Raw genomic sequence first — 15567 nt, forward strand, 5'->3', positions numbered from 1 at the left:
CTGGGCCGTATCTCAGTCCCAATGTGGCCGGTCGCCCTCTCAGGCCGGCTACCCGTCGAAGCCACGGTGGGCCGTTACCCCGCCGTCAAGCTGATAGGACGCGACCCCATCCCATACCGCAAAAGCTTTCCCACACCACCATGCAGCGGTGTGGAGCATCCGGCATTACCACCCGTTTCCAGGAGCTATTCCGGAGCATGGGGCAGGTCGGTCACGCATTACTCACCCGTTCGCCACTCTCACCACCAAGCAAGCTTGATGGATCCCGTTCGACTTGCATGTGTTAAGCACGCCGCCAGCGTTCATCCTGAGCCAGAATCGAACCCTCCACAAAAAAACACGAAAAATGTCATTGCAGAAAGCATCCGAAAAGATGACTCTCAAAACAAAAATTGACGAGAACGTCCTAATAAGGAAAGGACGCTCACACAAAAAACCTCATTCCGATTCAACCAACCAAGGACCCGACGGACAAACCATCAGGCTCGGAACAAGCTGGCAATCATTGACTATAAAGAAGTAGTACAAACACGCTCTTGAGTTCTCAAACCACCACCACACACAAACCGATCCGGACCCGTATTCTCCCTTCCGGGAGGAACCCGAACCGCTCAGCGGCAGCGAAGGAATAACTTACACGAAACCAAACAACAACGCAAACCCACCAAACCAAAAACCACGAAAACCATTGGAAAGACACGCTTCGCCCGGCGTGTCGAAAACGCTGGTTCTCGCATCATCAACGCCACCATAGCTTGCAAAACAACCGCAAACTGCCCCAAATATGTTTCACACCGGCGTGTCACCCACACAATCCTTCCCCTATCAACTCCAAACCAGCCCCAACACAACAACAGAACAGCCGAATCCGCTCACGACCATCTATGGGCAGGATGGACAGCCAAGCGGATTCGACTGCTCAGTTTCAGCAATATTCAGTTATGAAGGCACCGAGCCAGCAGGAGGAAAGCCACCCGGCGCACGATGTATTGAGGTGAGAATACGGAACAGTTACTCGGCTCCAATCACCTTGGCCTTGCGCTTACGCTGCTTCGGTTTGCGATACAACTCAGGGCGTCGCTTCTCATCGCGAGCGCGCATCACCATGCGGGTGATCAGCAACGCAACGATAAGTGCAATAACCACATCCACTGCTACCAAGGTCTTCTTCCACGGACTCATCGTGATATGCAATGTGGAGCCTGGAGTAATACCGTTCATGGCGTTCGAGTTGGCGGTCATGTACGCGATGTTATGAATGGCGTTGCGCATAACCGTACGAGCAGTTGCGCTGTCGTAATCGGAAGCGTTATATCCGGGAGCCTGAATCATATACATATCGGTTCCGGCGCGGATAATCATGTCTCGTTCGGTCTTCGACTTCGACATGAACAGATCCGTGACCACAGCACCATGGAAATTCCATTCGCCACGGAGCACATCAGTGAGCAAGCCGTGATGGGCAAAGCCCATCACACCACCGATGAAGTTCTGGGCGGACATCATCGCCGTAGCGGAACGAATGGTCTTGGTCTGCATCTTGCCGTTGGTGTCCAGATACTGCTCGGTGCTGCGCGCCTCCTGTACGGCGATCTGGAATGGCTTCAGGTACAGTTCGCGTACCGCCTGCTCATTCGCCCATGTTGCCAAGCCTTCGGAACGGTAGCTTTCCTGGTCGTTGAGTGCAAAATGCTTGAGGTAGCTGAACACACCCTTGTCACCTACGCCACCGATTGCAGCTGCAGCCAGCTTGCCCGACAACAAGCCATCTTCGGAGTAATACTCGTACACACGGCCGGAGAACGGGGATCGATGAGTGTTCACAGCTGGCGCATACCAACCGTTAAGCCCAGCTTGCAACGCCTCTTCGCCAAGGCATTCGCCCACCTGGCGCAGCAAATCCACGTTCCAGGTTGCAGCCATCACGTTGGCACCAGCCCATGATGAGGCACCCTCAATGCTCCAGCCCATCGCACCATCCTTGTCGACGGTCGTAGGCTTGCCAATCGAAAGCACATCCTTGGTCTGGTAGGCGGCCATGTACAGCAGCGATTGAATATCGCTCTTGTCACCTTCCCAATCGATCTGATCGAGCAACTGATCCCACTTGGGGTCATCGTATGCCAGACCGCGAAGATCAATCAGTGACAGACCATTGTCGGCATTGGAGGTCGGCTGCTTGGCGGCGTACACTTCGCTGCCCTCGACATTGCCGAGTTTGGCGTCTGTCTGTGGATCGTAGTTATCCCACCATGAGAACTCGTCCAACGCGACCTGAGGAGCCTTGCCCTTGCGATCCTGAGGAGCGGTCGGGAAGGTGCCAGTCCAATCGGAGCGGCTCAGCTGAGTCACCGAAGCGTCATCCATGTATGCGTTCAGCGTCTCGAACTCATTGCTGGCGGCAACATACTTGCCGGATTCAGGTTCGTTCGTAATGGTGCCATCGTCGTCCATCACTGACTGTGCCTGCTTGTCGGCAGTAGTCGGGTTATCATCCGTAAACCACGTGGTTTCATCGACGGAAATCGTGCGGGAATCGATAACGTCATGCGAATTGTTCTTCAGCTCGATGGCATAATCACCGGCTTCCAGCACATATGCGCCAGTCGTACCGTTATCGTTTGCGTGATGGTAGTCGTAGGAGGCCATGTCGTCCCTGTGGAACGTCAGCTTCACCGTAGTGGATTCGCCGGGTTGCAGTTCATCGGTCTTATCGAATGCGCCCAGCACAGTAGCGGATTTCTCAACCTTGTTCGCACGGTCATAATCGGTGTATGGCGCCGTGTAGTACAGCTGAACCACGTCCTTGCCGGCAGTTTGGCCAGTATTGGTGACCGTCACCTGGGCTTCGATATCGCCGTCATGTTCTTCGACGGATTCCAGTTTCTGGTCGAAGGTGGTGTAACTCAGGCCATAGCCAAACGGGTATGCCACGGCTCCGGAAACCGTCACGCCGCCTTTGCCGTCCAACTGGCCATAGACGAATTGAGGATCTTCGACATCGGCGGTTTCGTAATAGCGATAGCCAATGTAGATGCCTTCCTCATATTCGACGTAAGGACGGTCAATCGTGCCAAAACCGGCGCCGGGGATAACATCCCCGAGCAATTGGTTATCCACGAATTTAGCGTTGGTGTAACGGTAGTCGCCAAAGTTGGCATAGGTCGGGTCCTTGGTGAAATCCGTGGCATAGATATCGGTCAAACGGCCGGACGGATTCACCTCGCCACTGAGGATCTTGCCCAGCGAGGCAAAACCACGAGATCCGGCAGTGCCCATCCATACAATGGCATCAGCTTCGAGTTCCCCGCTCATCAGAGGGGTCACTTCCATCGGATTCGCAGCGTTGAGCACCACGACGACCTTGCCGCAATGCTCTTTGGCGGCACGAATGGTGTTCTTCTCGTTTTCGGTCAACGCCAGATAATGCGGCGTGCCATCGTCGTAGGCGTAGGTGCGCTTGTCAATGCCTTCGGAGCCGTTGCGCCGAATGAACACCAAACCTGTGGTGCCTTCAGCGTTATCGATCTTCTGGTAGATCGACGGATCGTATTCATAGATGCGGGCCGACTCGCCTTTATCCATAATCGCCTGCAATGAATTCTTGTCCGAGTCCAAGGCCGGCGTGCCTTTGGCGGCGTCTGGAGCGGTCGCTGTAGCATCGTTCATGGCTGTAACAGCGGACTTGTTGATGGTGAAATGATCGGAGAGGCCCTGTTCGATGGTCACCATGTCTTTGTCGGTCGTCGCTGCGGCGCCTGTGCCGGAATAGACGGGATTCAGATATCCGTAACCGAATGGCGTCACCGTGCTTTTCTCGGCGAGCGGCAATGTGCCATTGTTCTTCAGCAGCACAATGCCTTCATCCGCCACTTGTTCGGAAACTTTGTCGCTGGCGGCCTTGGCTTCAGTAAGGGATCCGGTTTCCTTGGCGTTATAGGTGGCGTCCCAGGTTTCGGTACCTTCCGCCTTATTGATTTGAAGAGTGCCACCGCCCAGGTAGCTATCCAGAACACTGGAAAACATGCTGCCTGCCACAGTAAGCGCCACTGCAATCACCGTTAGCATGGTGACGATGGGTATCCATATTCTTCGGAAGGTACGATTGCTCATCTTGAGCTTCGGGGTCTTTGGCGAAGCCATCTCTTTCTCCTGTCTGCAATGGGAAAAGAACCCTTCAATCAGCTTCGATGCTGAGTGGTTCTCAATTGTCCGACATCACAAACGTATAAGAAATCGTAGGAAGGCACGTTGCCAACCGCATGGGTGGTTATTTTCATTGCATGGAACGCACGGAAGCTCACGGTGCCATCCGGCGAGCGCAGTCCGGCTAGCACATCAGTCCGGCAATGGAATAACCGCGGACAGGGAGAACATGCCATTCACGCCGCTCATGCGCAGCTCCCCATGATATTTCCGTACTTGGTAGGCAATGGACCGAGTACCGAATCCATGGAAGCGCGTATCGCTTTTGGTGGTGACCGGCAGTCCATCGCGCATGACGAGTTCGCCAACGTAATAATTCTGTTCTTCACATATCAGCAGACGTCCAATCGTCTTGACAGTGAGACTAATCGTCTTTTTCCCTGGATCATCGCACTTGACGGCACTCTCAATCGCATTGTCGAGTATGTTGCCGAACAGTGCATATATATCGGATGATTCCATGAAATCCAAGGGCCTGCCGTCTACCATGCAAGTCAACGTTATGCCGTGAGACGAGCAGTACAGGCTCTTTTCCGTAAGCAGTACGTCCATTGCTTCATTACCGGTATGGAATATGGAATCATAGACGCGAATGGAATCCTCAATCTGGCGTATTGACGCATCCGATGGCCGTCCGTCGGCATCTCGGTACAGCGACGCAAGATTCTTACGGATATCGTGACATTTGATATTAATCAGCTCGATATTCTCTTTGGCTAATTCGTAATGCTGCTCCTGCAATCGATTGATCTGGCGCATGACTTGTAAATCGTTCTGCAATCGATCGTTCGAAGAGGCGAAGGTCAGCGTCAGCAATCCCAGCGCCGTGCAGATGGCGTCATATACAAAGCACACCATCTGCGACTGCAACGGGAGCGTCAGCACAAAGAAGAGATTGAATACAACAACCAATACCAGCAACGCCATGCCGCCGATAATCCATGCGGCAGCATACCGGACTTTGTCATCATCAATATCGAATCGGCGCGCGAAACACAGCCATATTGCGCCATATACGGCAACATAAACCGTGACATACATTACGTAATACGTCGGCGTGAAATAGAACGATGAATCAGTGCGTCCACTGCCAATCATCACAAGTTTCATCGTGTCATAAGCGATGTGCTGGGCCGCATACCCGGCAGCTACCACCACCAATGCTTCCAACCATGAAGCCCGTGTCACAAACCGCAGCAGCAGAACGAGTACTACCACATGAGCAAGGTAGTAGAACAAACTGAACGTATAGTTAGGCACCATCAGCTCAGACATCACATACGACATATCCGTAGGTGATAGGCAAGCCACCAATACCACCAATGGCAGTACTATCAACCTCCAGTTCTTCCTCCACCCACAATGCCGGGAGAATAGTAATGTGCCGGCCAACAGCTCAATCATGAAGAAGCCGAGCCGGAGATCGAAATGCACTAACATCACTGCTCACTCACCCTCCGTAATAGGCGGCGAGGGCCTGCATCAGGGGTCTGCGTTTGGAGCGGGAGACGGGCAAGGTGGTGCCGTCGACCACTACGCTGTCGTTGGTTACGGCCTTGACCCATTCGAGATTGACCAGGCAGTAGCGGCTGGCGGCGGCGAAGTGCACCGGCTCTAGGAGCTCGGCGGCTTCTTTGAGACTGGACCATACTTTGTATGCCACATGTTCCGTGTGGTAGATGACTTCGTGACCGAGTACCTCGACATATCGCACGTCATGCGAGGACAAGAACTGCGTGCCCGTGCCTACGGTCAGCGGAATCGTGACGCCTTGGCGTTTGGCTACGAGCTCCTCCACTTTGTGCATTTTGAGCGCGAAACTGAAGTATTCGAGTGGTTTGACAAGGTATCCGATAGCGTCCACGTCATAGCCCACGGCCGCGTATTGGGCCATTTTAGTAGTAAAGACCAGCACCACATGACTATCGATCTCGCGCAGACGATGTGCGGTTTCCAGGCCGTCGATGCCGGGCATCTCCACATCGAGGAACATGGCATCGAACTCGGCTTGGTAGTCATCGAGGAATGATTCACCGTCTGCGAATCGGGTGATGGTGTATGCCGGGTTCGCGGCACTGCCCGTGGCACTGTTCGCAACAGTGTCGCCGCGCTCGACATAGTACCGCTGAATCATCTCGGTTGTGCGAGCGGCATCAGTATCGTCATCATCAACGATGGCAATGCGAATCATGGTCTCTCCCTCCATGCTCCATGCGTATTTGCCACGGTATCGCAATTTGACTGTTTTTCGCGAACCGGGACAAAAATCTCGCCTATCGCCGAAAGCAGCAAATTCAAAAATGGCGGAATTCCGCGGTTTTGCTGAGCGGCCTTTCCTTGATATACCCCGAGAATCTGCCACGGTTGCATAATTTGGCCTGTTTTTACGAACCGTGGCACAGATTTTTGCCACGGTATGCTCATCAATCGATTGATTGATATACCGGGACACACCATCGGCGCAATGCAACAGCAGCGCAACGTTATTGCTGGCGCAAAAGCACAAAAGTGGCCCGCTCTGGTTTCAGCAGAACGGGCCACTCTGTGTTGTTATTCAGTTATTGATATTGCCTCAGGCCTCGGCCGGAGCTTCGACTGCAACAGCCTGCTTGCGGCGCTTGAGGTACTTCATGATGGTCAGCACCTCGAGGCCAACCACCAGAACTGCGGTCACGCCCCAGACCGCGTACATGGCGGTCTTCCAAACCGGAGTTTCAACCTCAGGTTCACCATTCTCGTACTGCCAGCCGTTGGCCACGGTGTACAGGATGTTGTGAGCAGCGGTACGCATGGCCTTGACGGAGGTGGCGGACTTGTCGCTCACGTGGTTGGTGGTCACCGTGGTGGCGAGCATGGAGTCGTTACCGTTGCGGATTTCCTGGTCGGCATCCTGGTAGCCACGGCCGCGGAAGTAATCCGTCAGCACGAAGCCTTGGAAGCCCCATTCGTCGCGCAGCACCGTGTTGAGCAGGTTAGGCGAAGCAGCGGCGTAGGTCGGGCCCACGTAGTTGAACGCGCTCATCACAGCCTGGGCACCGCCTTCCTTGACGCTCATCTCGAACGGACGCAGGTAGGTTTCGCGCATGGCCTGTTCGCTGACCCAAGTGGTCAGGGTCATCGTACGGTTGGTCTCCTGCTCGTTCAGGGCGAAGTGCTTCATGAAGGAGTACACGCCCTTTTCGCGGGCACCGGCAATCTGCTGGGCGGCCATCACGCCGGAGAGCAGGGAATCCTCAGAGAAGTACTCGAAGGTACGGCCTGCGTAGGCGTTGCGGTGCAGGTTCATAGCAGGTGCATACCAGCCGGCCACGTGCATGTCGTGAGCCATGTCGCCGATCATCTCACCGAACTGCTTGGCGAGGTCACGGTTCCAAGTGCAGGCGAATGCGGTGGAGGCAGGGAAGCCGATGGAGCCAATGCCGGTGAAGTTGTTGTTCAGCGAAGCCGGGCCGTCGGCGTCGGTCACCTGAATCTTGCCCACAGAGGTCACGGCTGGGGTGCCATAACCGCCGTTGGCGATCAGGGAGTCCATGTCGTCGAAGGTCAGCTGGTCAAGCAGCTTGTCCCACTGAGGATCGTCGTAATCCTTACCGTAGAGGTCGGAAAGCTTCACACCGTTCTTGGCACCAGTGGTCGGCATCTCATCGGAATCATCATTATGCTCGGCAGGATCATAGTTACCGTTGTTGGTGTATTCGGACTTGATCTTGTCGCTCATGCTGAAATCGGTGGGAGCCGCAGTGGCTTCTTCGTAGTTGGCGAAGTGGTCGGCGCGAGACAGGTAGGTCACGTCACCTTCGGCGTTCTGGAACTGGTTGGTGGCCACGATCTTGTCGCCATCATGGGTGTTGTCTTCGCTGTTGTAGGTGATGGTCTCCGGCACGTTCACGGTGGCGGAATCGATCACCGTGTGGGAGTCGGACTGGAGGGAAATCTCGTAGTCGCCCTGTTCCAGCACCCAAGCCTTGGCATCGTGCTCGTCATAGGAAGCCATGTCGTCGTCATCGAATTCGATCTTCACGGTCTCGGATTCGCCCGGCTTCAGTTCCTTGGTCTTCTCGAAAGCGGCCAGGTTCACGGAAGCCTTCTCGATGCCACCGTTGGTGTATGGCGGGTTGTAGTAGGCCTCGACCACATCCTTGCCGGCCTTGTCGCCGGTATTGGTCACGGTCACATCGAAGCTGACCTTGCCGTTCTTATAGGAGACGTCGCCCATCTCCTGGGAGAAGGTGGTGTAGCTCAGGCCGTAGCCGAACGGGTACTGCACCAGATCGTCGTAGTTGATCAGACCTTCGTCGGCAGCGGTCTCGTAGAACTTGTAGCCCACGTAGATGCCTTCGCTGTAGTTCACGAAGGTCGGGGAAACGTGCAGCTTGCTACCGGTACGATCGTCAATCACCTCAACGGCCAGGTCATCCACGTTGTCGTAATCGAAATCACCGAAGTTGTTGGACGATGGGTTCTTGCTCAGATCCTTCAGGAAGGTGTCGGAGGTCTTGCCGGACGGGTTCACATCACCGGCGAGGACTTCACCGAGTGCGGAGAAACCGGTCTGGCCAGCAGGCGGGCACCACAGCACGGACTGAATCTGCGGATAGTCATTGAGGAAGTCAAGCTGGAAAGTGTTAGCACCGTTGTAAACCAGGGTCACCTTATCAAAGTTCTTGGTGACCAGGTCCAGCATGTTACGCTCGGTCTGGCTCAGCTGCAGGAAGCCTTCGCCGTCCTGGAAGTCCTCGTAATCCTTGGAATTGTTGGTGTAGGTGATGCCTTCGGCCTTCATGTTCATCGGTAGGTCAGCGCCTTCGCCGCCAACGCGGGTGATGACCACAACAGCCTCATCAGAGAAGGACTTGGCATCGGAAATCAAGGAATCGGAGTACTGATCGGCCGGCACTTCCGGCAGGGTCCAATCCTGGGCCCACATGCCCACTTCCGGACGATCCTTGCGGTAATCGGTGTACAGCTTGGTCAGTTCGCTGTTGGTCTCCAGGCCGGCTTCCTTCATGCCGTCGAGCAAGGAAACGGTCGGGTACTGCTCAGACATGGAGCCGGAACCGGTGCCGCCGTAAACCGGGCTGGTGGAGCCCCAGCCGAACACGTTGACCTTTTTGCCGGAGAGCGGCAAATTGTCATTATCGTTCTTCAGCATCGTGATGGCCTCGGCCTGCACGTCCTTAGCCAGCTTGTTGGCTGCGGCAACCGTGTCATCAGACAACATGTACTTGGTGATGGTGGCATTGTTCAGCAGCGTGGCCAGCGGGCCGGAAAGCATCATGGACACGGCCACGACGATGCCCACGAGAGCCACGAGCCAGGACTCAGAATGAATAAGCTTGCGGTTGGCAACAGCCTTCACCGTCTTCTTATTGACGGCGAACGTGATGATGATGGCCAGCACCAGCAGAATGCCAACGGCCACCAGATAGGGGATCACCGAATTGATGACGCCCATCACATCAGCCATGTTGATTTGCAGCATGGGTTCTCCTCCTTGATTCTTACCTTTGCGCGGCATGTGCGTCCAGTTCCGATACCGTTATCGAATCCGAACCGCGGCCTATGGACCTGCCCTGTCCATGTTGACCGCTGAAGAACTTGCCCGCTTGGCACTCCATTGGGTTGCTACGCTGACACGTCCTCGATGCCGATAACTCTAGGGTTGCAGATTCTTTCCAGCCGTGAAGAGCTCTCCGCCTATCCTGTCATTTCGGACGCATAATCTGCTATCACACAATCTCAGCGAAACTCAGCCACAATGCGTGAATGGCTGTTTTGAGTACGTGAATGGCAGTTATTTGCAACGCTTATCTGCAGCCCATATCGCGAAGAGCCGCAAAGCATCACGCAGCTCTCACCTACCCACAGCTAGGATGGAGCACATGAGCGATTTGAACGCGTTGAATCTTGAACCTGGTGAAGTAGTTGGCGGCTACACGTTGATATCCCGCCTTGGCTCAGGTGCTATGGGTTCCGTATGGCGGGTGCGCGATGACGGCGGTCAAACTTACGCGATGAAGATTCTTCGTGATTCGCTTGCCGATGATTCCGGCAGCAATGCGTCCGGCTCCAACGCCGGCAATCCCGCGGCTCATGACCCGAATCTCAAGGAGGACGTGACTCCCCGCGAGCGCCTGCGCCGCGAGGCCATGGCGTTGAAAAAGGTCAATCATCCTGGTGTCTGCGGCATTGTGGATATGGAACTCGATGATTCGCTGGCATTTATTGTCACCGAATTGATTGAAGGCAAGAATCTTAAGGATGATGTGGCCATTAATGGCCGGTATGTTGGCGATGATCTGGAGCGTTTGGCTCGAAAGCTGATCGATGCTACTAAGGCTGTGCATGCAGCCGGCATTATTCATCGTGATATTAAGCCTACGAATGTGATGGTGTCCGCTACTGGCCCGGTACTGGTGGATTTCGGTATTGCCATGGGTGAGGGTGAAAGTCATGTGACTCGCACCGGATTGGTTATGGGTACTCCTGGTTTTATTGCCCCGGAAATCATTGATGGTGCTGAGGCTGACGATATGACCGATTGGTGGTCGGTGGCGTCGGTGCTGGCGTTTGCTGCCACGGGAGCCCCGGTCTTCGGCACGAAGCCAATGATGGCAGTACTGGAGCGTGCGGCTGCGGGCAATGCGAATCTCACTGGACTGCCAGCCGGCACATTGGCGGCTTTCCGCGCAGCGTTGAATCCTGATCGTGCGCAACGTTGCACGCCTGATGAGCTGTTGCATGCGATTGCTCTTGATGCGTTGAATCCTTTGGCTTGGCAGAGTTCTTCGGCCAGCCCGTTCGGCGCAGGTGCTATTGCTGGCGCTCCGACTGCGATTGTTGCCGCACCTACCAGTGCAACCGAGGTGATGCCCCCTTTTGGCGGCAACGCTGACGGCAATACTGCTGATAACGACGGCGATTACGCTGAAACCGCGATTCTTAATACACCGGATAACGAGCCGGATAAGAACAATCCGCGTACGTTGTGGCGCGCAGCCGATGCAATTCGGACCAGAACATTGCTGGCTGAAGATGCGCCTACGGTTGCCTCGCCGGCAAACGCTACCGCAGATGCCACTACAGCCGCTACAACCGCTGTTTTTCCGCACGTAGACGCCCCAGATCAGGCTACGCGCGTACTGCCGGATACTGCAGAACCGGCTACTGCAATCCTCCCGCCAAGCCCTCCAACTCCTCCAGCTCCATCATTCCCACCGGCAGTCCCCTCATTCCTGTCCCCAGTGCCATACAGTTCGGCAGCCGGAAACCCAGCTGCCACAAGCCCAGCAATGCCACCGGATGCGAACCCGGCTGTGCGCCCTGCTGTGCAGCGCATGATTGATCAAACTGCTCAGGCTGTGCCGACTGAAGCTTTGGTGCAGAATTCTCTCGCGCCGAATCCGGCTGATGTAAAGCGTGGCGAATACTTGCAGCGCGGCACGTTACCGTTGTTCTTGCTGGCTATCCCTTTGGCTTTGCTCGCTGCCAGTTTCCCGTTGATTGCTATTGCGGCAGCAGCTGTACTGCTGTGGATTATTCTGACGTTGGCATACAACACCGAGTCCCAGCTTGAGCGCGAAGGCAGGCGCGGCGGCGAGCGCAAAGGCTCTGACGCACTTATTCGCGTGGCTTCACTCCCCTGGCATTTGGTGAAAGGATTATTGCTGTCGCTGCCTCGCTTGGCATTGCTGATCATTATTGATATTGCTGGCACAGCGGTGGCTGCCATCGCGTTGGCGTTGCCGATTGAGTCACCTATCATCTGGAATTTCACAGCTGACTGGAGTGTTCTGGTACCACTGCTCATCGATATGCCGTACTCGGCTTCCGGCTTGACTCTTGGCGGGTTTATGGCAATTGGCTGGCTTATCACAGCGTTCGGGCCACAGGCCATGATGATGCGCTTGGGAGCCGGCGTATTGCGTGGCTTGGCACCTCAGCAGCCGAGCGTTGCCACTGGTCTCAATGCATTCGGACAACCATTGCAACCGGTTGCTGCACCAATCCGTGGTCATCGTGGCACTGTGATGTTCACCATATGGCTCATTATCACTTTGGCTTTAGCAGCACTGCCTGTGATGGGCATGCCTATTAGCTGGATTCCGTTGGTATGACTGGGCTAGCGAACCGTACGCGCATCCCATAACCACGATGCGCCGCGCACGTGAACGCTGATAGCTACCCACAGAACCATCCTGGCTTTCACATGGAATTCACTTCCAATCAGCTCTCAGCACAGTCTTCCTCAGTACTGGCCATTATGATTAGCCCCAGCATTTGAACGATTATCGAACTCATTTCAGGGGGATTGTTATGGCCGACTCCAAGCGTCCAGCCAAGCGCGTCACGCGTGCAGAGCGTCGTGCAGCTGAAGAGGCCGAACGCCAAGCGCGCGAGGCTCAGGCAGCCAAAGAACGTAAGCAGCAGACCATCATCGGCATCATTGTGGTAGCCATTGTGGTGGCTCTGGTGGCCGTGATTGGTGTGGTTATTTACCGCAATATCGCTGGAAGCAGCTCTAGCGCCACTGACGTCTCTTCTGCATACAGCAAGATGCAGGCCGTAAAAACCCAGCCTTCCAAGGCGGATGACAAGGGCGGCTTCCTGATTTCCAAGGATGGCTACGGTAAGAAAACCGCTGATGTGCCTACCGTGGGCATTTATATGGAGCCGTTGTGCCCGGGCTGTGCTTCGGTGAACCGTCAGCTTGATCCGACGCTAGTCAAGATGATGAACGCCGGCCAGCTCAACCTGGATCTGCACTTCCTGAACTTCCAAGACAACAAGAGCTCGGACAACTACTCCAACCGTGCGTTCAACGGCGCTATCTACATCGCCGAGCACGATAGCGACCCGAACCATCTGATGAACTACCTGTCCAACATTTACGCTGAGGACTTCCAGCCTGGCGAGTTGGACAACTACGTGTCCGTCAATAACAGCAAGCTGGAGAAGCAGGCTGTGAAGGCTGGCGTAAGTGAGGATGTGGCCAAGGCTGCGTTCAGCGGCAAGAACGAGTACGTGGAATGGCTTTCCGCGTCCAACGATTACACGATTGCTCGCCCGGAACTGTTCTCCAGCTCTGGTGCCTTCTCCTCCCCCACGCTGACCATCAACGGCACCTATTGGAGCCTGAACAACATTACTTTGGCGAACACCACCATGGTTGACGGCTTCCTGAAGGCTGTGGGCTTGAAGTCCGATCAGGTCGGCGTGGAAGGTAGCCTGCCGTCTATCGGAGCGAATAAGAAGCCGATTGACATCACGGCCTGAGTGAGCGAAACGCGTACAGCCGCTCACCGGTAATCGTGCAAATGGGGCTCTCCCTTTTCAGACAATTCATCACGATTCGTCAGAAAGGGGGAGCCCCATTTGCATGCTTCGAACCGTTCCGACACAAATTCAGCGCGTTGGCATAACTGCTGGTATGATTGCCACTTGTTCAAAACGTTCATCGTTGATGTTGCATTTTGAATATGCCTCTTTAGCTCAGATGGCCAGAGCGGCCGCCTTGTAAGCGGCAGGTCGTCGGTTCGATCCCGACAAGAGGCTCGTTGCGCGGGAAAAAAGCGTATCATGGTAACAGGGATGCGCAGTTGCTTCCCGCGTATAACTAAGTCTTACTTTGAGTAAGTTCTCCAGGAGCCTTCCCCCAACTTATGGCTTCCTGGAATGAGGGCGGAGCGTCCCCCAACCAGCTCCGCGCCTTCCAGGGGGCGGGACATCCCCTTCTCTCCCGCCCCCTTTTTCTTTTATTCGCGCCCACATCCGAGCAGGTATGGTAACGGTGCTTTTGCCCCGAGCACCCCGAACCAGCCCAACCGTTACGATGGTGGGCGGTAACTATTCGCAATCAGGAAGAGATGGACATGGCACGGCGTTGGACCCCGCAGCGGTTTGTTACACTGCGTCGCATCCGCGTAATTGCTTGCATTGTGGCGCTTACAGCGTCAATGGTGGGATCATTTGCGTTCACCGCGCGCAAGTCAGTGGCTTTAAACGTAAACGGCAAAACCACTCAGGTCACTACCTATGCAATGACGGCAACGCGACTGCTTGAAGAGCAGGGCATTGATGTCAAATCCCACGATATTGTTCAAACTTCTTCCGGCGATCGCCTTGCAGACCATTCTGTGGTTACCGTGCGTTCCGCGTATCAGACCACCATCAATATTGATGGCACAGCAGTACCATTCTGGACTGTGGCTACCAGCGCCGATCAGCTGCTTGGCTTCTTCAAAGAGAACAATGCTCAGGCCAAGAAAATCACCGTGGACATTGATAATGTCTACAATCAGCTCACCGGTGGCTTGGTGATTAATCAAGACGGACCGGTTACGGTCATTGCCGATGGTAAGAGCTCTGTGGCTCCCAATGGCAAACTGCCAGCTGCATCCATTCTCGATTCCAAGGGCATTGTTTTAAATAAGGAAGATCGCGTCAGTGTGGAAAAGGACGGCGATCAGACTATTTTGCGCGTTCAGCGCGTTACCCACGGCGAGGAAACTCGTACGGTTGCTATCCCGTTCGAAACGCAAACCATTATTGATCCGAATCTTGATGAAGGTCAGACTGAAATCCGCCAGCAGGGTGAGAATGGTGAGAAAACTCAGGTTTATAGCGTCACTTATGTGGATGGTGTGGCCGAATCGGAAACGTTAAAGTCGGAAACCATTACGAAGATGGCTGTTGATCAGATTATTGCCGTGGGTCAGGCTAAGCCGAAGACTGATGACAGTTCTTCTGATTCCGGGAACTCTGATAATTCCAATAGTTCCAAGGATTCCGATACTAATGCCGATTCCGGCTCTAATGATTCCGGCAGTAATAATTCATCATCGAATAACAGTTCCGGAAGCAATACCAATAACGGCAACAGCTCGAATTCCGGCAACAATAGTTCGAATAATTCCGGCAATTCCAGCAATAATAATTCCAGTAATTCGAATAACTCCAGCAATAGCGGGAACAACAATTCCAGCAACTCTGGTAACAGCAATAACAACAGTTCGACTGACACCACCCCGTCCGGCCGCCTATGGCATCCGACCGTTGCTCAGGCACAGTCGTATGCGGCTGGTGCTGCAGCACAGCGCGGATGGACTGGTGCTGATTGGGATGCGCTCGTGAAGCTGTGGAATCGTGAATCCGGCTGGAAATGGTATGCCGAGAACGCATCGTCCGGCGCCTACGGTATTCCGCAGTCGCTGCCTGCCAGCAAAATGGCGGCGTTCGGCGATAACTATCGTGATGATGGAGCTGTGCAAATCGATTGGGGCTTGTGGTACATCGCACAACGGTATGGCAGCCCATCTGCAGCATGGCAACATTCCGAGCAAACCGGCTGGTATTAAAGAT

7 protein-coding genes, 1 tRNA gene and 1 rRNA gene are annotated in these 15567 nt (G+C 54.6%); 4 read left to right on the plus strand and 5 right to left on the minus strand.

Going from position 1 to position 15567, the window contains the following annotated elements; all coding sequences use genetic code 11:
* The 5 genes from AC1AY0_RS08340 to AC1AY0_RS08360 all read right to left on the minus strand — a co-directional run.
* Positions 1–334 (minus strand): 16S ribosomal RNA (locus AC1AY0_RS08340); the annotation flags it as partial.
* A 677-nt stretch (positions 335–1011) separates the two neighbouring features.
* Positions 1012–4143: a glycoside hydrolase family 3 C-terminal domain-containing protein gene (locus AC1AY0_RS08345; protein ID WP_476524821.1), complete on the minus strand. Its 3132-nt coding sequence runs from the start codon at positions 4141–4143 to the stop codon at positions 1012–1014.
* Positions 4144–4338: 195 nt separating this feature from the next.
* Positions 4339–5646, minus strand: coding sequence for an ATP-binding protein (locus tag AC1AY0_RS08350; protein WP_476526317.1), 1308 nt, complete (start codon positions 5644–5646; stop codon positions 4339–4341).
* Positions 5647–5656: 10 nt separating this feature from the next.
* On the minus strand, positions 5657–6412 hold the full coding sequence (locus tag AC1AY0_RS08355) for a LytR/AlgR family response regulator transcription factor (RefSeq protein WP_476526196.1): 756 nt from the start codon (positions 6410–6412) through the stop codon (positions 5657–5659).
* Between the two features lie 366 nt (positions 6413–6778).
* Positions 6779–9688 carry a beta-glucosidase gene (locus tag AC1AY0_RS08360; RefSeq protein ID WP_476524818.1) on the minus strand — a complete coding sequence of 970 codons (2910 nt, stop codon included), beginning with the start codon at positions 9686–9688 and terminating at the stop codon, positions 6779–6781.
* Positions 9689–10079: 391 nt separating this feature from the next.
* Here AC1AY0_RS08360 and AC1AY0_RS08365 point away from each other — a divergent pair, with 391 nt between their 5' ends.
* The 4 genes from AC1AY0_RS08365 to AC1AY0_RS08380 all read left to right on the plus strand — a co-directional run bounded on the left by AC1AY0_RS08365 (position 10080) and on the right by AC1AY0_RS08380 (position 15563).
* Positions 10080–12323, plus strand: coding sequence for a serine/threonine-protein kinase (locus tag AC1AY0_RS08365; protein ID WP_476526197.1), 2244 nt, complete (start codon positions 10080–10082; stop codon positions 12321–12323).
* A 199-nt stretch (positions 12324–12522) separates the two neighbouring features.
* Positions 12523–13482, plus strand: coding sequence for a DsbA family protein (locus AC1AY0_RS08370; RefSeq protein ID WP_476524816.1), 960 nt, complete (start codon positions 12523–12525; stop codon positions 13480–13482).
* 205 nt (positions 13483–13687) lie between these two features.
* Positions 13688–13761: transfer RNA gene (locus AC1AY0_RS08375), tRNA-Thr, on the plus strand.
* A gap of 311 nt (positions 13762–14072) precedes the next feature.
* The gene (locus tag AC1AY0_RS08380; RefSeq protein WP_101625826.1) at positions 14073–15563 is read left to right on the plus strand and encodes an aggregation-promoting factor C-terminal-like domain-containing protein; all 1491 of its coding nucleotides are present in this window, start codon (positions 14073–14075) and stop codon (positions 15561–15563) included.
* Positions 15564–15567: the final 4 nt, after the last annotated feature.

The organism is Bifidobacterium sp. LH_416, assembly GCF_056357055.1.

Coding starts and splice junctions, on each gene's coding strand:
- AC1AY0_RS08345 (WP_476524821.1), bottom strand. CDS start 4,143: ATGGCTTCGCCAAAGACCCCGAAGCTCAAGATGAGCAATCGTACCTTC.
- AC1AY0_RS08350 (WP_476526317.1), bottom strand. CDS start 5,646: ATGTTAGTGCATTTCGATCTCCGGCTCGGCTTCTTCATGATTGAGCTG.
- AC1AY0_RS08355 (WP_476526196.1), bottom strand. CDS start 6,412: ATGGAGGGAGAGACCATGATTCGCATTGCCATCGTTGATGATGACGAT.
- AC1AY0_RS08360 (WP_476524818.1), bottom strand. CDS start 9,688: ATGCTGCAAATCAACATGGCTGATGTGATGGGCGTCATCAATTCGGTG.
- AC1AY0_RS08365 (WP_476526197.1), top strand. CDS start 10,080: ATGGAGCACATGAGCGATTTGAACGCGTTGAATCTTGAACCTGGTGAA.
- AC1AY0_RS08370 (WP_476524816.1), top strand. CDS start 12,523: ATGGCCGACTCCAAGCGTCCAGCCAAGCGCGTCACGCGTGCAGAGCGT.
- AC1AY0_RS08380 (WP_101625826.1), top strand. CDS start 14,073: ATGGACATGGCACGGCGTTGGACCCCGCAGCGGTTTGTTACACTGCGT.